The organism is Opitutia bacterium (assembly GCA_016217545.1).
In the GTDB taxonomy this organism is placed as follows: Bacteria; Verrucomicrobiota; Verrucomicrobiia; order Opitutales; family Opitutaceae; genus Didemnitutus.
In genome coordinates, this window is record JACRHT010000011.1 from 42,966 (window position 1) to 65,821 (window position 22,856).

The 22,856-nt window shown below is 67.0% G+C and carries 18 protein-coding genes; 11 read left to right on the top strand and 7 right to left on the bottom strand.

Going from position 1 to position 22,856, the window contains the following annotated elements; translation table 11 throughout:
- Positions 1-36 precede the first annotated feature (36 nt).
- Positions 37-276, top strand: coding sequence for a hypothetical protein (locus HZA32_05940; GenBank protein ID MBI5423609.1), 240 nt, complete (start codon positions 37-39; stop codon positions 274-276).
- Positions 277-573: 297 nt separating this feature from the next.
- Here the strand turns inward: HZA32_05940 and HZA32_05945 are convergent, their stop codons facing one another.
- Positions 574-1,218 carry an OmpW family protein gene (locus HZA32_05945; GenBank protein ID MBI5423610.1) on the bottom strand — a complete coding sequence of 215 codons (645 nt, stop codon included), beginning with the start codon at positions 1,216-1,218 and terminating at the stop codon, positions 574-576.
- Between the two features lie 113 nt (positions 1,219-1,331).
- Positions 1,332-1,985: a DsbA family protein gene (locus HZA32_05950; protein MBI5423611.1), complete on the bottom strand. Its 654-nt coding sequence runs from the start codon at positions 1,983-1,985 to the stop codon at positions 1,332-1,334.
- A gap of 161 nt (positions 1,986-2,146) precedes the next feature.
- Here HZA32_05950 and HZA32_05955 point away from each other — a divergent pair, with 161 nt between their 5' ends.
- The 6 genes from HZA32_05955 (at position 2,147) to HZA32_05980 (ending at position 11,296) form a co-directional block, all read left to right on the top strand.
- Positions 2,147-4,999, top strand: coding sequence for a response regulator (locus HZA32_05955; protein ID MBI5423612.1), 2,853 nt, complete (start codon positions 2,147-2,149; stop codon positions 4,997-4,999).
- On the top strand, positions 4,996-6,456 hold the full coding sequence (locus HZA32_05960; GenBank protein MBI5423613.1) for a response regulator: 1,461 nt from the start codon (positions 4,996-4,998) through the stop codon (positions 6,454-6,456). Before HZA32_05955 ends, HZA32_05960 begins: the two co-directional genes overlap by 4 nt.
- A gap of 89 nt (positions 6,457-6,545) precedes the next feature.
- Positions 6,546-7,211 (top strand): response regulator, encoded by a 666-nt coding sequence (locus HZA32_05965; protein MBI5423614.1) that lies wholly within the window; start codon positions 6,546-6,548, stop codon positions 7,209-7,211.
- A gap of 314 nt (positions 7,212-7,525) precedes the next feature.
- A complete protein-coding gene (locus tag HZA32_05970) occupies positions 7,526-9,337 on the top strand; it encodes a methyl-accepting chemotaxis protein (protein ID MBI5423615.1) in 1,812 nt (603 codons plus the stop codon).
- A 543-nt stretch (positions 9,338-9,880) separates the two neighbouring features.
- Positions 9,881-11,065 carry a hypothetical protein gene (locus HZA32_05975; GenBank protein MBI5423616.1) on the top strand — a complete coding sequence of 395 codons (1,185 nt, stop codon included), beginning with the start codon at positions 9,881-9,883 and terminating at the stop codon, positions 11,063-11,065.
- 48 nt (positions 11,066-11,113) lie between these two features.
- Positions 11,114-11,296 (top strand): hypothetical protein, encoded by a 183-nt coding sequence (locus tag HZA32_05980; protein MBI5423617.1) that lies wholly within the window; start codon positions 11,114-11,116, stop codon positions 11,294-11,296.
- Positions 11,297-11,340: 44 nt separating this feature from the next.
- Here the strand turns inward: HZA32_05980 and HZA32_05985 are convergent, their stop codons facing one another.
- Positions 11,341-12,081 carry a hypothetical protein gene (locus HZA32_05985; GenBank protein ID MBI5423618.1) on the bottom strand — a complete coding sequence of 247 codons (741 nt, stop codon included), beginning with the start codon at positions 12,079-12,081 and terminating at the stop codon, positions 11,341-11,343.
- 59 nt (positions 12,082-12,140) lie between these two features.
- Entirely contained in the window at positions 12,141-12,836 is a 696-nt protein-coding gene (locus HZA32_05990; GenBank protein ID MBI5423619.1) for a response regulator transcription factor, read from the bottom strand.
- A 158-nt stretch (positions 12,837-12,994) separates the two neighbouring features.
- Here HZA32_05990 and HZA32_05995 point away from each other — a divergent pair, with 158 nt between their 5' ends.
- From HZA32_05995 to HZA32_06010, 4 genes are all read left to right on the top strand, one after another.
- Entirely contained in the window at positions 12,995-13,216 is a 222-nt protein-coding gene (locus HZA32_05995) for a hypothetical protein (GenBank protein ID MBI5423620.1), read from the top strand.
- An 855-nt stretch (positions 13,217-14,071) separates the two neighbouring features.
- Positions 14,072-15,142 carry a hypothetical protein gene (locus HZA32_06000; protein MBI5423621.1) on the top strand — a complete coding sequence of 357 codons (1,071 nt, stop codon included), beginning with the start codon at positions 14,072-14,074 and terminating at the stop codon, positions 15,140-15,142.
- A gap of 70 nt (positions 15,143-15,212) precedes the next feature.
- On the top strand, positions 15,213-15,431 hold the full coding sequence (locus HZA32_06005; protein ID MBI5423622.1) for a hypothetical protein: 219 nt from the start codon (positions 15,213-15,215) through the stop codon (positions 15,429-15,431).
- 198 nt (positions 15,432-15,629) lie between these two features.
- Entirely contained in the window at positions 15,630-17,477 is a 1,848-nt protein-coding gene (locus HZA32_06010; protein ID MBI5423623.1) for a type IIA DNA topoisomerase subunit B, read from the top strand.
- A 131-nt stretch (positions 17,478-17,608) separates the two neighbouring features.
- Here the strand turns inward: HZA32_06010 and HZA32_06015 are convergent, their stop codons facing one another.
- The 3 genes from HZA32_06015 to HZA32_06025 all read right to left on the bottom strand — a co-directional run bounded on the left by HZA32_06015 (position 17,609) and on the right by HZA32_06025 (position 22,757).
- Positions 17,609-18,394, bottom strand: a complete 786-nt coding sequence (locus HZA32_06015; protein ID MBI5423624.1) for a response regulator transcription factor — start codon at positions 18,392-18,394, stop codon at positions 17,609-17,611.
- A 122-nt stretch (positions 18,395-18,516) separates the two neighbouring features.
- Complete coding sequence (locus HZA32_06020; GenBank protein MBI5423625.1) at positions 18,517-21,651, bottom strand: histidine kinase; 3,135 nt, start codon at positions 21,649-21,651, stop codon at positions 18,517-18,519.
- A gap of 77 nt (positions 21,652-21,728) precedes the next feature.
- Positions 21,729-22,757: a hypothetical protein gene (locus HZA32_06025; protein MBI5423626.1), complete on the bottom strand. Its 1,029-nt coding sequence runs from the start codon at positions 22,755-22,757 to the stop codon at positions 21,729-21,731.
- Positions 22,758-22,856 lie beyond the last annotated feature (99 nt).

Consider the following 22,856-nt stretch of genomic DNA (forward strand, 5'->3'; position numbering starts at 1 on the left):
TCATCGACGCAAGAGCTTCAACCCCGCTTGCCCACCATGACTTGGAAAATCGAGATCACGGAACCACACAGCGGTGAACTCGGAGAGGCGATCGAGCACGCCGATCACGAGTTCGCCATGGAAGAATACTCCTACGAAAAGGGACAACTGCTCGAGGTGTTCGTCCACAGTGCCGATCACGGCCCGTGGCACATCTTCACCGACCTGGACTCCGGCCATCGCTTCAAGATCCCGCCGGAGCGCTATCGCAAAGTTGCCGAGGTGCAGACCGCCTGAGCGGACTGCCACAGTTCTGAGTTTCGTTCCGTTCCGCCGCCACCCGCGCCGCACCGATGTGCGGAGTCGGTGGCGGTTGGCGTTTCAGCCCATCATCTTCGAGTCGCCGCAGGGCGTGCGTTCCTTCGCAGCTTCACGGCGGGCCGCGCGGTCTCGCCGGTCCTCGGCGTGCCGGCCACGGCATTGAAAACCGCTCCGGCCCGCGCTCTCGACCCCACCAAACGAACAGGGCGGGCTCCACGCTGCCCGCCCTGTCGTTTGGTGCGCAGTTACACTGCGCTCAAAGGTTCCCTCCCGTCAAAATTTCCAGCCGTAGCCGACCGAGAAGATCCACGGATCGAGCTTGGCGGTCGTCAGGCGGGAACCGCCGGCCGACACGTCGCTGCGAAGCGCGGTCTTCTTGAGGTCGACATTAAGATAGTGGCCGTTGCCGAGGTCGTAATCGAAGCCGACCTGTCCGGAGAGGCCGATGCTGTTGTGCTCGAGCGCCAGCGGCACGTTCGCGACGGTGAGCTTGGTGTTCCAGATCAGCGTGAAGTTCACGCCGGCGCCCACGTAGGGCTTGAAGGCTTCGGTGCCGCCGAAATGATAAACCGCCATGAAGTGCGGGGGCAGATGGTAGAACGTGCCGAGCTTGCCGACACCGGCCAGCTTGACCTCGTGCTTCTGCGGGATCGTGAGCACCACATGCGCGGACCAATTCGCGTTGAACACATAGTTCACGTCGAACTCCGGGATGAGTTTGCTCTGCACGCTGACCGCGTCGGCCGGGAAGTTGATGCTGAGCGCCGAGAAGGCGTCAGACTTGTCGGCCATACTCAGGTAGGTGGCGCCAACACGAACGTTCCAGCCCGTCTGTTGACCGGCGGCGGAAACGGTGATCAGGAGCGCCGCGAGGGCGCTGCCGAGAATGCGGGGGGTATTGATCAGTGATTTCAACATCCGTGTGAGAGTAGCTGAAACGCGCGCGCGCCGCCTCGCATCGGTTGGTGAACACCCCGCGCAAATTGACTATGCAATTCTTGCGTGCCCTACCCGGGACGGGAGCCCCGGAATCACACAGGGGGCCCCGGCCGCCGCCGGCCGAACTCCGCATAGGCCGCCGCGTCGGCCAGCATCGCATCGAGCGTCGCCACGAATGGCGCGAGTCGCACGACACCGGAAAACACCGCTCGATCGCCGATCGCGCTCTCGACCACGAAAGCCGGCCGCTGCGAGACGCCGAGTGCGTGGAACTCCGCCGTCGTCGCCCGCATGCGCTCCGCGACCTCGGGCGCCTGCGCCCGCGCGTGAAGGCGCGCGGCGTCGAGACCGCTCGCGGCGGCGGCGACCGCCACCGCCACGTCGAGCCGGCCGACAGGCCGCCCTTCGCGATACGCCGCCTGCGAGAGCGCGACGCGCACCTCGTCGCCCGTCACGCCGAGATCACGCGCGGCCTCGGCGACCGCGGAGGCCGCAGGATATCCGCCGGAAGCCGGCAACTCGTAGTAAGTGGATTTCAGCACCACCGGCGACTCCATGACGGCGCTGGAGCGCTCGAGAAACCAATCGTATTGCGCATGGCTCGCGGGAAAATCGGCCGCATCCATCAGGGCAATTTTCCAGTCGAATTTCACCTGGCCTGCATAGCGCCGCTTCAACTCGGCCCAGGTGGGCTCCACCCAGTGGCACCAAGACGAGGTCACTTCCAGATAGTAGGTGATTTTCATGGCGGCAGAGTTGCGCCGCGTTCTCCGCGGTCAACGCCCCGCCCGCCTCGGACCGCTACACCGCCCGCACGACTCATTGGATACATCGATTGCGCTGCGAGGCGCTTTGCCTCAAGTTGCCGTCCGTGCCAGCCGATAAGGGAGCATTGCCTCATTCATTCGTGCGCCGCAACCGCGTGATGCCGTGGCTATGCTCGCTGGTGGCGGGCATGGCGGGGCTGGGCATTAATCAATTCGGATTGCCGATCTTCGGCGGCACCGAACTCATCTTCGGCGGCTGGCTGCCCTTGCTCGTGACGTATGCGTTTGGCGGACTGCCCGGCACGCTGGCGGCGGCGATCGCGTTCGGCCTGACCCCGCTCTCGTGGGGACACCCGTGGGGACTGTTCTGTTTTGGACTGGAGCCTCTGTTCGTCAGCTGGCTGATGCCGCGACTGCGAGGAAGGCTCCGCGCCAGCGCCGCCTATTGGCTGTTCATCGGGATTCCGATGGTCGCCGTGGGCGTCTTCGTGCTGTCGAATTTTCCGTTCCCGAGCAACTGGGCGGTGGTTCTGAAATACCCCGCAAACAGCCTGCTGATGATCATGATCGCCGTGCCGGTCTACCACAGTCCGTGGAGCCGCCGCTGGCTGGGCACGATCACGAACGAACCCGCCCTGCCGTTGCAGCGCGTGCTTTTCCAGCGATTCGGCGTGATCGTGGCCCTCACGATCGCCGTCCTCGCCATCCTCGTCGGCCGCAATTTCGACCAGACACTGCGCAACGTCGCGGAAACCGCGCTCGCGCGCGACGCCAAGGAGGCCGCCCGCGACATCGGCAACGACCTCACCGATCACCGGCGCGCGCTCTCTCTCGCCGTGCGTCAGACCAGCGCGAACGCGACACCCGAGGAACTCGCGCAACGCCTCGAGACGCTGCGGAGCGAATTCGGCGGCTTCCTCACGCTCCTCGCCGCCGACACACGCGGCGAGATCATCGCGGCCGCCCCCGCCACCAGCGCATCGGGCGAACCGCTCGCGCATCGCGGCATCTTCATCACGGACCGGCCCTATTTCCGCGAGCCCATGACCAACGGGCGGCCGTTCATGAGCGAGGTATTTCAAGGACGCGGTTTCGGCGGCGACCTGATCGTCGCAGTCAGCGCGCCCGTGCTCGACGCGCGCGGCCAGCCTACCTTGCTCCTCGAAGGTTCGCTGAAACTCAGCGCGCTGCTGGAATTCAAACCACCGCCCGGCTATCTGCGCGGGCGCAGCCTCCTGTTGCTCGACCACACCGGGCGCGCCGTCGCCGGCAGCGGTGTGCTCGCACACGCTGCCTTGACCGATCTCACGAACGACCCCGTGGTCGTCGCCGGTCGGCGCGCGGGCGAACAAGCCTACGTGGTCGACCTGGCGTCGAGCCAACACGGCCGGGAACGCTACGTCGTCGCCCGCGCGGTCGTGCCCGGTTGCAACTGGCAGGTTTACCTGACGGAGCCGATTTGGAGCACGCAGCGCCTCATCGCCGCCTACTACCTGGCGACATTCGTCGCGGCCGGCGTGGCCGTGGGCATCGCCTTGCTGCTCGCGCGCATCACCGCCGCCGACGTAACCGGACCGCTCAACCGGCTCGTCGTTTCCATCCAGGCGCTCGCGCGTCAGGAAACGGTCGCGCCGTTCCCGACCGAGAATCTGTCGGCCTCGCGCGAACTCGCGGAACTCGGCCTCGCCGCCCATGAGGCCGCGCTCTTGCTCAGCCGCGCCAACCGCGAACTCGCCGTCTCGCTCGACGAACAAAGCAAGACCCACCAGCAGCTCCGCCAGGTCCTGCTCCACCTCGACGACAAGGTCCGCCAGCGCACCGAACAGCTCGAGGAAGCCCGCCAGCAGGCCGAGTCCGCCAACCGCGCCAAGAGCGAGTTCATCGCCAGCACCAGCCACGAACTGCGCACGCCGCTGAACGTCATCCTCGGCATGGCCGAGGTCCTCCTCGAGCGCACGCTCGGCGACCTCAACCCGCGGCAGCACGAGAGCGTCGCCGCGATCGAGGAAAGCGGCCGGCATCTCCTCTCCCTCATCAACGACATCCTCGACCTCTCCAAGATCGAGGCCGGCAAACTCGACCTCGACATCCAGGAGACCGAGGTGCGCAGCACCTGCGAGGCCAGCCTCCGCTTCGTCCGCAACGCCGCGCAACGCAAACAGCACACCCTCGAATTCGAGTGCCCGGCGGACCTCGCGCCCATCGCCGCCGATCCCCGCCGCCTGAAACAGATTCTCGTCAACCTGCTCTCGAACGCCGTGAAGTTCACGCCCGACGGCGGCCGCGTGCGCTTCGAAGTCGTGCCCCACACCGATCCGGCCGAGGTTCATTTCCGCGTCATCGACACCGGCATCGGCATCACGCCCGAGCAGCAAGCCCGGCTCTTCCAACCCTTCCAGCAAATCGACGGCGCGCTCAACCGCCGCCACGGCGGCACGGGCCTCGGCCTCGTGCTCGCCCGTCGCATGGCGGAATTGCACGGCGGCCGCATCACCCTCGAAAGCGTCGCCGGCAAAGGCAGCTGCTTCTCCGTCATCCTTCCCATGCGCGCCGTCGAAAAGCCCGTGCCGCGCGCTCCCACGCTCGCCCCCTCGCCCGCCTACGCCGCCCCGGCCGGCACCCACGTGCTCATCGCCGAGGACAACGACACCAACGTCCTCATCTACCAGCGCAGCCCGATCTTCGCCGCGTGCCGCTTCAGCTTCGCCCGCAACGGCCAGGAAGCGATCACCGCCGCGCTCGCCGACCGCCCCGACCTCATCCTCATGGACGTCCAGATGCCCGTGATGGACGGCCTCACCGCCACCCGCCGGCTCCGCGCCGATCCGCGCACTGCCGACATTCCGATCATCACCGTCACCGCCCTCGCGATGACCGAGGACCGCACCCGCTGCCTCGAAGCCGGCGCCACCTCCTATCTCAGCAAACCCGTCAACCTGCGCGAACTCGCCCGCCACGTCGCCGAGGCACTCACCCGGCCCGCCCAATCATGAAGCCCCAATCCACCATCCTCGTCGTCGACGATGAGCCGCGCGCGCTCGCGCTGCTCCGCAACGTCATCGAGCCCGAGGGCCATCGCGTCCTCACCGCGCACGACGGCGCCAGCACCCTCGCGCTCGCCGAGAAGGAGCACCCGGACGCCATCGTGCTCGACGTCATGATGCCCGACATGGACGGCTTCGAAGTTTGCCGCCGCCTGCGCGCGACCCCCGAACTCGCCACCGTCCCCATCCTGCTCCTCACCGCCCTCGACGATCGCGAATCGAAACTCCAAGGCCTCGAGGCCGGCGCGGACGACTTCCTCACCAAACCCTTCGACGCCGTCGAGCTGCGCATCCGCCTCCGCACCATCTCGCGCCTCAATCGCTACCGCCGCCTCTACGAGGAAACGTCCCGTTACGAGGCGGCCATCACGCACTCGGAAGAAGGCATCGTCCTCGCCGAACTCGACGGCACGATCATCCTCCGCAATTCCGCCTTCACGCACCTCGTGCAACCGACCCACGCGGCGCAACCGAACTTCTTCGAGTATTTCTCCGCCGAGAACGCCGCGGTGCTGCGCCACGACGCAGGCCCGGCCCCCACATTGCGGCCGACCGAAATGGAACTCCTCCACGGCCGGGCCGAGCCCACCATCGTCGAAGTCACCGCCGGGCTCGTGCCGTGGGAACGTCGCACCCTCGTGCAATACCACGTCCGCGATCTCACGGAGAAGAAGAGCCTCGAGGCGCAGCTGCTGCGTTCGCAACGCATCGAGCTGCTCGGCCAGCTCTCCGGCAGCGTCGTGCACGACATGAACAACGTCCTCGCCGCGATCGGCGGCAGCGCCGGCCTGATCGAGCTCGATCCATCGGGCAAGTTCGTGCCCCGGCACCTCGACAACATCAAGAAGGCCGTCCAGCGCGGCGCCGGCATGCTCCGTCAGTTGCTCCACTTCGCGCGCGGCAGCGACGGCCCGCTCGAAACCACCAGCCCGGCGGAAGTCGCCGGCGAGGTCGCCACGCTCGTGAAGGAATCGTTCGGCGGGCACTTCGAGGTCAGCTTCACCGCCGAGCCGGACCTGCCGGCCATCCGCGCCGATTCGACCCAGATTCACCAGATCCTGATGAACCTGTGCGTGAACGCCCGCGACGCCATGCCCGACGGTGGCCCGCTGGAACTCGGCGTGTCCCGACGCACGCTGACCGCCGCCGACCTCGCCGGCCTCGGCCCCGACGTCCGCGCCGGCGACTACGTCGTGCTCTCCGTGCGCGACCACGGCACCGGCATCCCGCCCGAGGTTCGCGCCCGCCTCTTCGATCCGTTTTTTACCACCAAGCCCAAGGGACAAGGCACCGGCCTCGGCCTCGCCACCGTCCTGCGCCTGGTCCGGCGCCACGGAGGCTACGTCCAGCTCGAGACCGAAGTCGGCAAGGGCACGGCCTTCCACTGCGGCTTTCCCGTCGCCTAGCCGGCCGGGCAGGAGGGGACGTTTTCCCTAAAGTTCGTCCGATTTCTCCCGATGGTGGGTAACGGTATCCCTTACCTGTCCGAAGGGCCATGAAATCCTCGCGTATCCTCATAGTCGATGACGACCAGCTCACTCGAGATATGCTCGAGGGCTGGTGCCTGCATTGCGGAGCCCATTGCGTGACCGCCGGTTCCACCGCCGAGGCCGACGAAGCCCTTTCGATCGGAACGTTTGACGCCATCATCTGCGACGTCCACCTGCCCGGCAACCGACAGCTCGGCTGGGTTCGCCAGATCGTCGCCCAAGAAACTTCTCCCGCGGTCATCATGATGACCGGAAATCCCGAGCTGGAATCGACGCTCAGCGCCGCCAACCTCGCCGTGGCCGGCTATCTCGTAAAGCCGCTGAATTTGGTCATGCTGCGCGAACTCGTGATCAGCATCGTCGACAACCGCCGCCAACAGCGCGCGCTGGTCAACCTCTCTCACGCCACGGCCCAGCTGCTCGTCGCCGCCCGCAACAACGACGGCGGGCAAGACGACCAGCTGCAGGACCACCTTCTGCGACTCGCCCAGCAGCTGCAGGCGCAATCGACCGTTCCCCGCACGGGAACACTCGTCGTCCCGCTCCGCGAATCCGTCGCCGAAGCCATTGCCGTCCTCGAGCGCACGAAGCACAGCTTCCGCTCCAAGGACCTCGGCGAACTCCGCCGCCGCCTGCAACAAACGCTCGACACCGTCCGCATCTCCGCCTGAGCGCGACCGGAACCTCCGAGCGGGCGCGGATAAATTCCTGCGCGCATCGGGAATTTCCCTAAACCGTCCGCCCGGGCGGCCGAAATTGAGCGCGAACACATTCGCATCCTTCGCGGGTGCTTGGTCCCCCCACCAACTCACACTCCATGCTCCTGTCCCGTCCTCGGGGCTTCCAAGGGAAGCTCCTGCTCGGTCTTGTCGTTGTCGGTTTGCTCCCCCTGCTTGCGATCTCCGTTTCGGCCCTTCGCTCGGTCGATAAGCTGAACAGCGCGATTGGCCGCACCCACCAAGGCTTCAGTCACGACGCGATTGCGATGATCGATCGCAATCTCTTCGAACGCTACGGCGACGTCCAAGCCTTCGCGCTCAACCACGCCCTGCGCGACCGCTCGCAGTGGCACCAGCCCGGCGCCACCCGCAACAGCATCGCCGCCGCCATGAACGGCTACGTGCGCCTCTACGGCTTCTACGCCCTCACGCTCGCCGTCGACCTCGAGGGCCGCGTCATCGCGGTCAACGACCTCGACCCCGCCGGCAAACCCATCGACACCGCGCCGCTCTACCAGCGTAATTTCAAGGACGACCCTTGGTTCGCTGCCGCTCTGCGCGGCGATTTTCTCAAGAGCCGCACCCTCGACGGCACGCACGTCATGGGACCGTGGTTCGACGACGACGTCGCGCGCCTCAACGGCAACGACGGCTTCGTGCTCGGCTTCACCGCGCCGATCAAAGACGAAACCGGCAAAGTCATCGGTCTCTGGCACAACCGCGCCAACTTCTCCTTCGTGGAGGAGATCCTGCTCGCCGGCCACGCCGAGCTCGAGCGTCGCGGCTACCAATCCGCCGACCTGCGCCTCCTCGACGGCGAGGGCCGCGTCCTCGCCCTCTACGATCCGCACGGCAGCGGCGAGAGGGAATTCCGCCGCGATCGCCAGATCGTGCTGCGCGAAAATCTCGTCGCGCAAGGCATCGAAGCCGCCCGGCGCGCCAGCCAGGGCGAGTCTGGCGTCACCCGCTTCGTCCCGCCCGGCGAAGAGGAGGAACACGTCGCCGGCTACGCTGGCTCCACCGGCGCCCTAGGTTTCCCCGGCCTGCATTGGTCCGTCATCACCGCCGTCAAAATCAGCGAAGCCGACGCCGAGATCTCCGCCACGCGCCGGGCGCTCTGGATCGTCGCCGCGATCAGCGTCGCCGTCCTCGCCGCCGCCGCGCTGCTCATCGCGCGCTCCCTGAGCCGTCCCGTCCTCGCCGCGCTCGAACAAATCCGCGGCGGCACCTCCGAGATCTCGTCCGCCGCGCATCAACTCTCCGGCTCCGCCGAATCGCTCGCCAAGGACTCCAGCTCCCAAGCCGCCGCCCTCGAGGAAACCGCCGCCGCCCTCGAGGAGATGTCCAGTCTCACCAAGCGCAACGCCGAGATCGCCCAACAGGCCCAAGCCGCCGCCACCGCCGCGCGCGCCGCCGCCGACACCGGCGCCGGCCAGATGAAATCCATGCAGGAGGCGATGCTCGAAATTCAGGGCGCGAGCGACGAAATCACGAAAATCCTCAAGACGATCGACGAGATCGCCTTCCAGACGAACATCCTCGCGCTCAACGCCGCCGTCGAAGCCGCCCGCGCGGGCGAAGCCGGCGCCGGCTTCGCCGTCGTCGCCGAGGAAGTCCGCGCCCTCGCCCAACGCTCCGCCGTCGCCGCCCGCGAAACCGCCGAGCGCATCGACGCCTCGCGCGGCAAGAGCCACCAAGGCGTCGCCATCTCCACCTCCGCCGCCACCAGCTTCTCGCGCATCCAGGACGAAATCCGCCGCCTCGACGAACTCGTCGCCGAGATGGCCACCTCCTCCCGCGAGCAAAGCCGAGGCATCGTCGAAGTGAACAGCTCCGTCACGCTCATGGACAAGGTTACCCAGGCCAACGCCGCCACCGCCGAGGAAAACGCCGCCGGTGCCGAGGAGCTCAACTCCCAAGCGGCCACTCTGCGCCAAACCGTGAGCCAGCTTTTCGTGCTCATGGGCGGGCAGCGTTTCCGTTCCGAGCCCGCCGACGAACCGGACGCTCCCCACGCGGAACCGACCGTGTCCGCCGCCACTTCGCCCCACTCGCCGGCCGCCCTCCCAACCGTCTGACCTGGCGGACTTTCGCCTAAAGCTCCGCACCGCGCGGCCGATGACCGAGAGATAGCGTTGCGGTGTGCCCCAGCACGACCGCCAGATTCGGGCTCGCTTCAGGCGCGCAAGGATCGGGAGCGACGCTTGGGCACGTTCTCGTGCCGGCCCGTCGCATCCCTGATGAAATCTCTGTCTCTCGCCCAACGCATCTCCCTTGGCTTCGCCGCCGTCATCGCAGTCACGCTGATTCTCGGCGCCATTTCGCTGAACCGCTTCTTCGCGGTGTCGTCCGCCGGCACCTACCTCGCCACCGACCCGGTGCCCGGCACGGTCGCCATCTTGAAGATCAACGCCGAGTTCGAAACCCAACTCGGCCTGCTGCGCGAATACATCTTCACGCCCGACCGCCCAAAGATCGCCGGGGAATACAACGAGCAGGTCGGCCGAGTGAAGAAGGTGCTCGCCGCCTATGACGTCACCATCACCGCGGCGGACGATCGGGCGATGTTCGACGAATTGACGAAGGACTACCGCGAATTCTCCGCCGCCGCCGCCGAAATCATGACGATGGTCGATGCGGGCCGCGCGCAGGAGACGCTCAAGACGATCGACGAACGCCTTGAGCCGATCTTCGAGCACATGGAAGCCCAACTGGCGAAACTCATCGCGTTCAACGAATCGAATCTCTCGAACGGCGTCCGCAACATCACCGAGACCGCGGCGAGCGGAAAGAAATTCCTCGTCGGCGGCATCCTCATCGCGATCGCCGCCGCGATCGGCATCGCGTGGTTCATCACCCGCTCCACCAACCGCGCGCTGCACTCCATTGCGGAGCGTCTCGCCGCGGGCGCAGAACAAACCGCCGCCGCCGCCGGCCAGGTCTCCAGCTCCTCCCAATCCCTCGCCGAGGGCGCCAGCGAACAAGCCGCCTCCCTCGAGGAAACCTCCGCTTCGCTCGAGGAAATGTCCTCGATGACGAAGCGCAACGCCGACAACGCCGGCCAGGCCAAGGACCTTTCCTCGCAGACTCGCGCCGCCGCCGACACCGGCGCCGCCGACATGACCGAGATGAAGTCCGCGATGGACGCCATCAAACTCTCCTCCGGCGAAATCGCGAAGATCGTGAAGACGATCGACGAAATCGCCTTCCAGACAAACATCCTCGCGCTCAACGCCGCCGTCGAAGCCGCCCGCGCGGGCGAAGCCGGCGCCGGCTTCGCCGTCGTCGCCGAGGAAGTCCGCGCCCTCGCCCAACGCTCCGCCACCGCCGCAAAGGAAAGCGCCGGCAAGATCGAGGACTCCGTCAACAAGAGCGAACACGGCGTCCGCATCTCCGGCAAAGTCGCCGATTCGCTCCAGCAGATCGTCGATCGCGCCCGCCGCGTCGACACGCTCGTCGGCGAGATCGCCTCCGCGTCCTCCGAGCAAAGCCAGGGCATCGTGCAAGTGAACCACGCCGTGTCGCAGATGGACAAGGTCACCCAAAGCAACGCCTCCGCCGCCGAGGAATCCGCCGCCGCCGCCGAAGAGCTCAACGCCCAGTCCGCCGAGGTCCAGCACCTCGTCCACGAATTGCTCCAGCTGATCGGCGGCCAGGCTCGCGACAACGGGAAGTCGCAGACTTCACACTCCGCCGCCGCGAAACCCGCCGGCGCGCCTCACCGCGCCCAGCGCCCCGCCCACACCGCGGCGAAGCTCACCCGCCACACCGAGCCGGCGCACGCCGAGGCGTTCATCGACGGCTGATCTCCAATCCGTTTTCCCGCCGCCTTCGCCTCTTCCTCCACGCCTGCAATGTCTCTCTCCCACTCTTCCCACGCCCACGCCGCCCACGCAAAGCCGGCGTCTCCCGCCGGCAAGCCCATCCCCGCCGGACACGTTGCCGTGGTCTGTCCGGCCGGCTTCAACGCCACGAGCACCAAGAACGTCGACCCGAAGAAAGCCGTCTACGCGCGCGTCATCTACCGGCCGCATTGAGCCACGCTGCGGCGCTGCGGTGCACGCGAGGCCGCCCTCGCGGCTCAGGGCTTTCCGCCGAGCAGTTTCTTGATTCCCTCGCCGGCCTTCTGCGCAGCCTCCTTCGTTTTTTCCAACGAAGTCGCGCCCGCCGTGCCGGCCACATTGCCAAGCGCCTGCGCGGTGCCGCTCACGATGCCGCCCAACACCGAGCGCATGACGGCGCCCGCCGCCTGATCCGGCGTGATGCCGCCCTCGGCTGTGCCGAGATTGTCGATCGCGATCGGCGGGAGCGGCACCGGCACCGCCGCCGGTCCCACGCCGAGGCGCGCCACGCCATTCGTCAGGCGAAATTTCTTGATCTCAAATTTGATCGGTTTGCCGTCCTTCGCCACCGGCTCCTTCGCGTCCTTGCGGCCGGAGAACTGCTCGATGTTCTTCAGCAGGTCCTTGATGTTGCTCGAGACGATCTTCGTCTCGTAGAGAAATTCCGGACCGTCGATCGTGATTTCCTCGATGATGATGTGGTCGCCGAACAGCGACATCGGCTGGATGTCGACGTGCACCTTGCCGAGCTTGAAGGCATCGCTGTCCGACCAGCCCTTCGGATTGCCGACCGCGAGGCCGTGGAGCGTGCCCGAGCCCGTGAGGGGCGAGATGGAGGCGCTGGCCAACTGCACCTTCGTCTGGGTGAGCCGCGGCCCGAAGGCGTTCACGCCCGCCTTGACGATGGAGCCGAGGAAGAACATCGCGCCGACATAGAGCACGACGACGAGCAGGAGGGCGATCAGCAGGAATTTTTTCATGGCGGTGGAGATTGAACAAATCCCACTCACGCCCCGCCGCAAGCCGCGACGTCGGCCGCTCAGATCGCGTCGGCCCCGGTCGCGTCGACGAGGCGATAGCCGCCGGGGACCGTGCGGATCCAGCGCGGATTGCCGGAATCGTCGCCGATCTTCTGCCGCAGGCGCCAGATGTGCGTGTCGACCGTGCGGGTCGCCGCCGTGGACGAGTAGCCCCAAACCTTCTTCAGCAATTCATCGCGCAGCACCGCGCAGCCGTGGCTGGCCCGCAACTGCTCGATCAACTTGAACTCGATCTGCGTCAGCGCGAGCGGCTGCCCATCCTTTTCCGCGGTGCGGGCGGCCAGGTCGATGCGGACGGAGCCAAGCTGGATCACCTCCTGTTGCTTCGTGCCGCGGGCGCGGCGCAGCACGGCATTCACCCGCGCCAGCAACTCGCGCAACGCGCACGGCTTGCTCACAAAATCGTCCGCACCGCTGCTCAGCGCGCGCACGATATCGTCGGTGCCGTCGGCGCCGGTCAGCATGATGATGCCGCCGCGAAAGCCGCGATCGCGCAACTCCTGGAGCGTGCGCCAGCCGTTCTGCCGCGGCATGTCGATGTCGAGCAGCACAAGGTCCGGCGCGATGCGGTCCGCTGCCGCGACACCTTCCTTGCCGTCGGGCGCCTCCGTCACGGTGTAGCCAGCGCAGCGCAACGCCTCGGCGGTCGTCTCGCGGAGCACCGCGTCGTCATCGATAAGAAGCAGGGAATTCAAGGCAGCCCGATCGTTGAGGGTGAAAATCGTCGCGGGCCCACGCGAGTTAAGAGCTTTGTGACAAGCTCGTGACACAGGTTGTCCGCGAACGGGCCGCTATTTCGAGTAGATTTTACCGCGCGCCTCTGGCGTGCGACACCCCTCCCTCTCCCGTCGCCATGAACTCCGGCCTCTTCGCCATCGCTTGCTGCGTCCTCTCCGACGCGACGCCGACCGCGGTCAGGTCCGCCGAACACGGAACGGTCTCGACTTTCACTCGCGCCGAAGGAGCGCCGCGCGCGGGCATGTTGCACGGCGAGGCGCGGGTGTCGTCCGCCACCGCGCTGGTGGACTCTCTTTTTCTCTCCGGTGCCGCATCGGCATCGGACCAATTTGCCTGACAGGGGCAATGCAGCACCCGGTCGTCGGGGGACACCGGGTGCTGCCCTCCTGTCGGGGGCAATCTCACGCGCAAAGACCGCTCGGAAAGCGCGCATCCGGACTGCGTCCGGAGAACGGCCCTGGCCCCGAGCAGAGCCGAACGACACTAGCCGCCACCCGCATTCGGAAACAGCGACGACACTATTAGTCCCGTTACAACTTCGCCACTACACTGGGCGGGAAACCGCGCCGATCAAACAGAGAGAATCGCCCGCAAACACGGGAGATCGTCTCAACCCCAACCCCACGGACCTGTCATGAAACTCGGAACCAAAATCGTGCTCGCGAGCACGGTCGCGATCCTTCTCACCGTCGCGAGCGCGCTTTTCGTTCAACGCAGCATCATCCAGAAGCAGGGCGTCGACATGACGCTTGAGACCATGCGCGCCGCTGTGGTCGAAGCGGAGAACGTCCGCGAGAGCATTTCCAAACTCGGCGAGGGCGGAGCCTTCGATCGCGCCAAGCTCCTCGCCGAATACAAAGCCTCCGGCGATCTTCGCGGCTCCACGCTCTATCGCACCATTCCCGTCGTCGCCGCGTGGGAAGCGGTCGCGAAGGCCGCCAAGCAGGCCGGCTTCGAATTCCGCGTGCCGAAGAACAGCGCCCGCAATCCGCAGAACAACCCCACGCCCGACGAAGCGGACATTCTCCGCCAGCTCGAGACCGGCACCCTCGCCGAATACATCCGCGTCGATCGCGCCGCCAACGAGATCGTCTACGCCCGTCCGATCAAACTCACGCAAGACTGCCTCGCGTGCCACGGCGACCCGGCGAAGAGCGCCAGCGGCGACGGCAAGGACTTCCTCGGTTTCCGCATGGAAAACTGGAAGGCCGGCGAAGTGCACGGCGCCTTCGTGCTGAAAACCAATTTTGCCCACGTCGACGAAGTCGTTCGCGCCGGCATGCTCCACAGCCTCGCGTGGGTGCTGCCCGTCACCGGGCTCATGGGCTTGTGCTTCTACGCACTCAACCGCCGGCTCGTCGTCGCGCCGCTTTCCGCTTCGATCGCCAGCATCCGCGCCGCCTCCGAAGAAACCAATTCCGCCGCCCACCAGATCTCCGTCGCCAGCGCCGGCCTCGCCAGCGGCGCCAGCGAGCAGGCCGCCTCGCTCGAGGAAACTTCCGCGTCGCTCGAAGAGATGTCCTCGATGACCAAACGCAACGCCGACCACGCCAGCTCCGCGCGTTCCACGGCCGGCACAGCCCGGCAAGCCGCCGACGCGGGCCACGAGCGCATGCAACAGATGCAAGGTGCGATGCAGTCCATCGAACAAGCCACGCAGGACATCACGAAAATCCTGAAAACGATCGATGAGATCGCGTTTCAAACGAACATTCTCGCGCTGAACGCCGCCGTCGAAGCCGCCCGTGCGGGCGAGGCGGGCGCCGGTTTCGCTGTCGTCGCCGAGGAAGTCCGCGCCCTGGCCCAACGCTGCGCCACCGCCGCCAAGGAAACCGCCACCAAGATCGACGACTGCGTGCAGAAGAGCCACCACGGCGTGCAGATCAGCACCGACGTCGCCGGCAGTTTCGACGAGATCCAGAAGCACGTTCGCCAACTCGAGGCGCTGATCAGCGAGATCGCCACGGCCTCGACCGAGCAAAACACCGGCATCCAACAGGTAAATTCCGCCGTGTCGGACATGGACCGCGTCACCCAAGGCAACGCCGCCCACGCCGAGGAGACCGCCGCCGCCGCCGCGGAACTCGACGCGCAAGCCCAAGCGCTCGATCGCGCCATTTCCGATGTCCGCCGCGTGATCGGCGGCGATATCGAAACCGACGCCACCCGCCACGCGCCGCAGAAAAACCCTCCCTCCGCCCCTCGTTCCGGCGCGCCTGCGGCGCATCAGCCGCGTCCGAAGCCGGACACGCACTTTGTCTGAGCGACCAGGGCCAATCGGCAGAATCGCTTAAACTTCCGCGCCTTTCGGCCGATGTCCTGACTGGCCCATCATGCAAGATTCCGCCGCCACCTCCTCTTCGCCCTCACCGGCTCCCTCACCATTCGATGAAGAAGAGGTCGTCGCCATGAGCGCCTCGCACATCGTCATCCACGCGCCGAAAGGCCGCTACATTACGATCATGTGCCCCGTGGGTTTCTCGCCGGGCAGCGTCGAAGGCATCGGCCTCGATAAACCGCTGTTCGCGCGCGTCCGCTACCTGGCCTGCTGATTTCCGGCCCGAGCGCCGTTTTCCGTCTCGTCACGCCGTCGCTCACCCGCGGCTACCCGCGAGACCCTGCCCGACACTGACGGCTTGCCACGCCGCCGCGCGGGCTCTCTGTAGGTTGCGCAACGTCCACGCGTGCGCACTCGGCGTTCGCCTTGGCCGTCGCCCGTCCTCCGTCCTCCGTTTTCCGTCTCCGAAAAAATGGCATCCAATTACACCGAAGCCAGCATCAAGACCCTCAGCTCCCTCGAGCACATCCGCCTGCGCCCCGGCATGTATATCGGGCGCCTCGGCAACGGCACGCACGCCGAAGACGGCATCTACGTCCTGCTCAAGGAAACGATCGATAACTCGATCGACGAGTTCACGATGGGCGCAGGCAAGAAGATCGAGGTCGAGATCGACGAAGAGCGCCGCCACCTCCGCGTGCGCGACTACGGCCGCGGCATCCCGCTGGGCAAGCTCGTCGACTGCGTCTCCATCATCAACACCGGCGCGAAATACGATTCCGAGACCTTCCAAAAAGCCGTCGGCCTCAACGGCGTCGGCCAGAAGGCCGTCAACGCCCTCGCGCTGAACTACCGCGCCCAGGCCTTCCGCGACGGCGAGACCAAGGTCGTCGAATTCGAGAAGGGCAAACTCAAGTCGCAGTCCAAGGTCACGAAATCCGACGAGCGCAACGGCACGCTGATCGAGTTCACGCCCGACGCGCAGCTCTTCGGCGCCGACTTCCGCTTCCGCCTCGAGTTCATCGAGGACATGCTCTGGAACTACGCCTTCCTCAACCGCGGGCTCACGCTCACGCTCAACGGCAAACCGTTCCGCTCGGAAAACGGCCTCAAGGATCTCCTCACCAAGGAACTCTCCGGCGAGCCGCTCTACCCGATCATCCACCTCGAAGGCGAGGACATCGAAGTCGCATTCACGCACGGCAACCACTACGGCGAAGAATATTGGTCCTTCGTCAACGGCCAGCACACGACCATGGGCGGCACGCACCTCGCCGCCTTCCGCGAGGCGCTGGTCGAGACCGTGCGCAACCACTTCAAGAAGGACTTCGACGCCGCCGACGTCCGCCAGTCGATCGACGCCGCCGTCGCCGTCCGCGTGCAGGAGCCCGTCTTCGAATCGCAGACGAAAACCAAACTCGGCTCCACCGACATGGGCCCGAAAGGTCCGTCGCTGAAGGAATTCGTCGGCAAGTTCATGCAGCAGTCGCTCGACGTCTACCTGCACAAGAACCGCGAGGTCGCCGAAACCATCAAACGCAAGATCGAGGAGAACGAACACGAGCGCAAAGAGCTCGCCGGCATCCGCAACATCGCCCGCGAACGCGCGAAAAAAGCTTCGCTGCACAACCGCAAGCTCCGGGACTGCCGCCTCCACCTCGGCGACCGCAACGAGCGCGCCGAGCAAAGCACGCTCTTCATCGTCGAAGGCGACTCCGCCGCCGGCTCGCTCACCTCGTGCCGCGACGTGCAGACGCAGGCCGTCTTCGCCCTGAAGGGCAAGCCGCTCAACACCTACGGCCTCTCGAAGAAAGTCATCTACGAGAACGAGGAATTCCACCTCCTTCAATCCGCGCTGAACATCGAGGAAGGCATGGACGGCCTCCGCTACAACCGGATCGTCATCGCCACCGACGCCGACGTCGACGGCATGCACATCCGCCTGCTGCTGATCTCGTTTTTCCTCCAGTTCTTCCCCGACCTCATCCGCAACGGCCACCTCTTCATCCTCGAGACGCCGCTCTTCCGCGTCCGCAACAAGCGCAAGACGATCTATTGCTACGACGAGCGCGAGAAGCAGAAGGCCATCGCCGAACTCGGCGCCGGCCACGAGATCACGCGCTTCAAAGGCCTCGGCGAAATCTCCTCGGGAGAGTTCAAGGACTTCATCGGCGAAAACATCCGCCTCGAGCCCGTGAATCTCAACCACCTCTACAGCTCCGAGGAACTGCTCGCGTTCTTCATGGGCAAGAACACGCCCGAGCGGCAGGACTTCATCATCGACAACCTCCGCGTCGAGAAGGACCTCGTCGAGGTCTGACGGACGCAAAGCTATCAGCCCTCAGCTCTCAGCATAAGCTGAAGCGCGGCCGCAGAAGGTAGGGCGGGACCGCTGGGCCCGGCGCGTGGGTGGCAACACGTTCCCGGCGGGCCCAGCGGTCCCGCCCTACCTCACGGCAACAACCCTTCCAGCCCCGCCGCCGCGAACTTGCTCCGCAACTCCGCGAGCGCGCGCCGACTGGCCGTGAGCGGCGACACCGGCACATCGAGGTGAAAAACCACTTCATCGTCGCCGCAGCGCTCGATCTTCTTCACCCGCGCGAGATTCACCAGCACCTGCCGGTGGATGCGCACGAACTGCGCTTCGGGCAACGTCTCCTCCCACGATTTGAGCGTCCGCAGCACGAGCAGCGTCTGCCCACCTTCGAGCACCAGCTCCGTGTAGTTCTCCGCCGAACGCACGGCGCAGATCGACGTCACCGGCACGAACCGCGTCGTGCCGTCCGTCTTCACAAAAACCCGATCTTCCATCGTGAGTCGCTGGCCGGCCGAGGCCGGCGCGGCCACCGCCGTCGGCGCGGGCGCGACCGCGAGTGTGCGCGCCTCGCCGAGCCGCTGCAGCGTCGCCTTCAGCCGCGCAGTCGTCACCGGCTTCAGCAGATAATCCAGCGCGTTCACCTCGAACGCCCGCAACGCGAACCGATCGTAGGCCGTCACGAACACGATCTGCGCGCCGGGCTTCACGCTATCGAGCAGGTCGAAGCCGCTGCCGCCGCGCAGCTGGATGTCGAGAAACACCAGGTCGTAGTCGGCGCGCCCGAGCAGCGCGCGCGCGTCGTTCATCGTGCCCGCCTCGCCGACCGCCTCGACGAACGGATGCGCCGCGAGCAGGCGCCGCAGCTCCAGCCGGGCCAGCGGCTCATCATCGATCAACAAAGCGCGTCGCACGTTGCTCATCGTGGGTCAGCGCGCTTGCGCGCGCGCGAGGCTTCGCTCTGCGGGGCGATTTGTCGTCCGGTTCTTCATTCGTGTAAATTCGTGTTCATTCGTGGTTCAACTTCGTCGCCCCGCGCGCCCGCTCACACCGGCGGATTCGATCCCACGCGCGGCTTCATCGGCAGCCGCAGCCGCACGCGCACCCAGCCGTCCTCGGTCACGATGTGCGGCCGGCACGCCGGCCCGTAGTAGCGGGACAACCGCCGCCGCAGATTCTCGAGTCCGATGTGCGTCGAATCGCCGTTCATCGCCGAGGGCGCGGTGAATTTCTCGCCGATCCACGCGCCGGTGTTGGCGATCTCGCAGACCAGAATCTCGCCTTCGACCTTCAGGGTCACGGCAACCTCGAGCACGTTCGGGCTCGTGCGCCCGCCGTATTTGATCGCGTTCTCGATCAGCGGCAAAAACAGGAATTGCGGCACCGGCACCGTGCGCGCCTCGGGCGCCACGTAGACGCGCGTGAGCAATCCCTCCTGCCAGCGCGCGCGCTCGATATCGAGGTAGGCGTGGAGCATCTCGACCTCCTCGGCCACCGTCGTCATGCCGTCGCCGCCGCGCGTGAGCGTCCAGCGGCAGAATTCCGACAAGCGCGTCACCATCTCGCCGGCCGCCTCGGCGTTGGCGTAGACGAGCGCGCGGATCGAATTGAGCGAGTTGTAGAGGAAGTGCGGGTTGAGCTGGTAACGCAGCAGCTCGAGCTGCGCCTTCTCCTCGGCCAGACGCGCCGCGAGCTTCTCGTCCTGGTCGAGCCGGTGCAACCGCTCGAGTTCCGCGTTCTTGCGCGCCAGCTCCGCCGTGCGCTGCGCGATCACGTCCTCCAGCCGCGTGCGCTCCCGCAACAGCCGACGAATGCGCCAGCGGATGTAGGCGAACAGCGCGAGCGAACCGAGCACGAGGTAAACCGCCACCGCCCACAGCGTCTGCCACCACGGCGCGAGCACCACGAGCGGCACGCTCACGGGCACCGTCCAACGTCCGTCGCCCGTGCGACCGCGCGCCTCGAACACATAGCGCCCCGGCGGCAAATTCGTGAACACCCGCTCGCCGCGCGCCTCCACTTCCGTCGCACCGTCGCCGAAGCCGACGAGCCGCGTTTCGTAGCGCGCGTCCGTCTCTCCCGCCAGCCCCGGAGCCGCGAAACGGAATCGCACCGTCGCGCTCCCGGGACCGATTTGCAGCGGGCCGTCGCTCGCGAGCGGCGCCCTGCGTCCGTCGCCGAGCCCGATCTCGCGCAACGTCGTCGGCCCGAGCGGCGCGGGCGCGCGTTGACGCCATTCCTGCAAATCGATGCGCAGGTATTCCGCCTGGCCGAGCACCCAGAGCACCTCCCGTCCGTCGACGCGATCGAGGTAGAGCGACGCCTTGCCCGCGAGTCGCTGCATGTCGGGCAACGGCACGGGAATGAACACTCCGTCGCGCACGCAGCCGAGTTGCAGCGCCGCCGCCGGATCGATCGGGCCGCCCGGCATCGCGAGCACCCAAAAATCCCCGCGCCCGTCCTGCGCGATCGCGCGCGCCGTCAGCGTGCCGTCGGTGAAGGCTTTGCCGAAAGCCGTCTCCGCCCGGAAGCGCTTCGTCTCCGCGTCGAAGCGATACAGCCCGCGCGGAGTGATGAACAGCGGCGCGCCGGCGACCTCCGCCACGCCGATCCCACCCTCGCCGACCGGCAGTCCGGCCTCGCGACCGTAATTCACCGCGCGCGGCTCCCCGCCGCCCGGGCCGGACGGAAACTCCACGCGCCACACACCTTGATTGTCCGTGCCGAGCCAGAGCGCGCCGTCGCGATCCTCGACGATCGAGTTGCCGCGCACGTCCCGCGTTCCGCCGATTTGCTGCCACTCCGCACCGTGCCGCTCCCAACGATACAGGCCGCGCAGCGTCGCCGTGTAGGCGATGTCGCTCGAAGCGCGCGTCACGGCGATGGCGAAAATGTTCGTGACGGACTTGATCTTGCGCGCGGTGCCTTGCGCATCGATCTCCCACAACCCGCCGAGCGCGCCCACGAGCAGCGTGTCGCCCGCGGGCTTGAACGCCCAGATCTTGTCGTCGATCGGCGACCAGCGGGCGAAACGCGTGATGCCCCCCGGCACCGCCGCCGGCTCGAGCCGATTGAGTCCCTGCGCGCCGCTCGCGAGCAGGCGCCCGTGCCAGCGGAAAGCCGCGGACGAGGCGTGCCGCCGCAAGCCGTTGGCCGCGCCGAACCACGTGTAGGCGGGATGCACCTCCGCGCGCGCCACGCCCCACTCCGAGCCGACCCAAAGCACGTCGCGCTGGTCGTCCGGCGTGAGGCTCGTCGCGGTGCTCGACTCCAACCCGGTGTCCTCGTTGAGCCACGCCTGGAAATTCAGCTGCGCATCGAGCAGCACCGCGCCGCCCTGCAGCAAGCCCAGCGCATAGCGACCGTCGCCGAGGCGCACGCCGCTGTAGAGGCGCTTGGACTTGAACAGCTCGTCGAGCGGGTGCGGCTCGAGCGTGAGCTTCCTGCCGTCCCAGCGGCCGAGCCCCGCCACCACGCCGTGCTCGCCTTCGAGGCCCATGAGCCAGCCGCCGCGCGGATGCGGCACAGCGAAGTGCGGAAAGTAGTTGCCGAGCTTGTCCGCCGGATCGCCGAGTTCCTCCCATTTGCCGCCCTCGACCGGTTTCATCCAGCCGCGCGTCAACGCCACGAGCAGATGGTCGCCGAGCCAGAACGACAGCACGATGCCGCGCTCGCCGGTCAGCCAGTAGTCGAATTTCCCATCGCGCCACCGCAGCAGCGCCGTGTTGCCCTGGAACCAGATGCCTTGGTCGGTGACGTGCACCTGCCACAGCGTGCCGAGATCGCCGGCCTCCTTCGGCACGAGCGCGCGCAACGAGTGAAACGTCCGGCGCCCATCCGCCCCGCGCTCGATGCGGCCGAGTTCGTTCACGCCCGCGACCCACACCGTGCCCGCCGCGTCGACCCCGAGTCCGCGCACGTAGGCGCCGCTGGGCACCGCGATCTGGCGCCAAGTTTGCCCATCGAATTCGAGCACGCGATCGAAGTTGCCGAACAGCACCGTGCCGTCGGGCGCGACCGCGCCATCCCAGATCTGGTTGAGACCGCCGTTCACGCGCGGCGGAAAATTGCGCACCAGCGGCAATCCCCGCTCGCGATCCGGTTCCGCCCGCCCGCCCGCCGCACTCACGAGCGCGAGCGCGAACGCGAGCAAAGTCGGAAGAGCGAAACGTGGGCGCACGGCGTCAGAAAAACGAAACGATCTCGCAGGGCGAGCCGGTTCGCGCCGCCGCCCACGGACGGGACGGCGGCGCGTGCTCAGCTGACCGGCATGAGCAGAAATCCTCGCAGCCCGCCGTCCTTCAAACCGGTGCCCGCGATCCAGCCCGCCGCGTTCACGGCGACCGCTTTTTGCAGGAGCCAGCCGGGCGCGGCCTTCACGTAATCCGCCAGCGCGCGCATGCCGTCGGCCGGCGTCCAGCGAAACGCCTCGCGGCGTCCGTTGTCGTCCATGTAGCGCCCGACCACGACGCGCGCGTCGTTGGCGGCCAGCGCTTCGCTCTGGTGGCTCACGCTCGAGTTCAAATCGTAGGTGCGACCGCCCTCGTGCAGGAACGCATGGATGTTGCCCTGCGGCGTCATCAGCCGCCCGCACACACGACCGCCCGGCGTCAGCGCCGTGCCCCACAGGCCGCCGCCGGTCTCGGGCTTGATCAGCGTCACCGCGTCGCCCCACCACAGCGCGATCTGCGACTGCGTTTCGAAGAGCCCGCACGCGCAATTCGCCAGCACGGTGCCCGAGTCGTTCAACGCCATCGCCACCGCGTTGCCGCCGGTCTGCACCGGCATGAAGCGCGGCTCGCCACCGTCGTGGAGAAAAACGCGCCGGCGCACGCGACCGTCCGAAACGAAGGTCACGTGGCCCGCCACTTCGCCGACGTTGTTCACGCCGGCCGCGCAGCTCTCGGCCTCGGGCCAGAACTCCGCGCCGAAGCCGTTGCGATGCGCCGCCCACGCGTGGAGCGGACCAGCGCCCGCGCGCCGCTGACCGGCGAGCAGGCCGTTGCCGCTGAGGCTCGTCACCGGCACGCCGCCCGCGACGCTCGTGCGCTCCACCAGCGCGCCGTTGTCGCGCACGAAGCCGCGCACCGCGTCGGGCTTCACGACGCGCTCCGTCGGGTGTCCGTAAAGCGCGACCTGCCCCGCGTCGTTCAGCGCCACCGGCAGCAGCGGCACGCCGGGCGCGAGTTCGCCGAGGTCTTCGAGCCGATAAGCGGCCGGATGCTCGGCCAGACGTTCCCGCGGGGACGTCGAGGCGAAGGGCGGATGGGAGGTGACCGCGGGCATCGGGATTGCCCGGCAAACTGCGCTGCCACGCGCGACTCACGACTGGCGATTGACCAACGGCCCGGCGGGATTGACCAGCGGCGAGGAAGCCACTCGCCG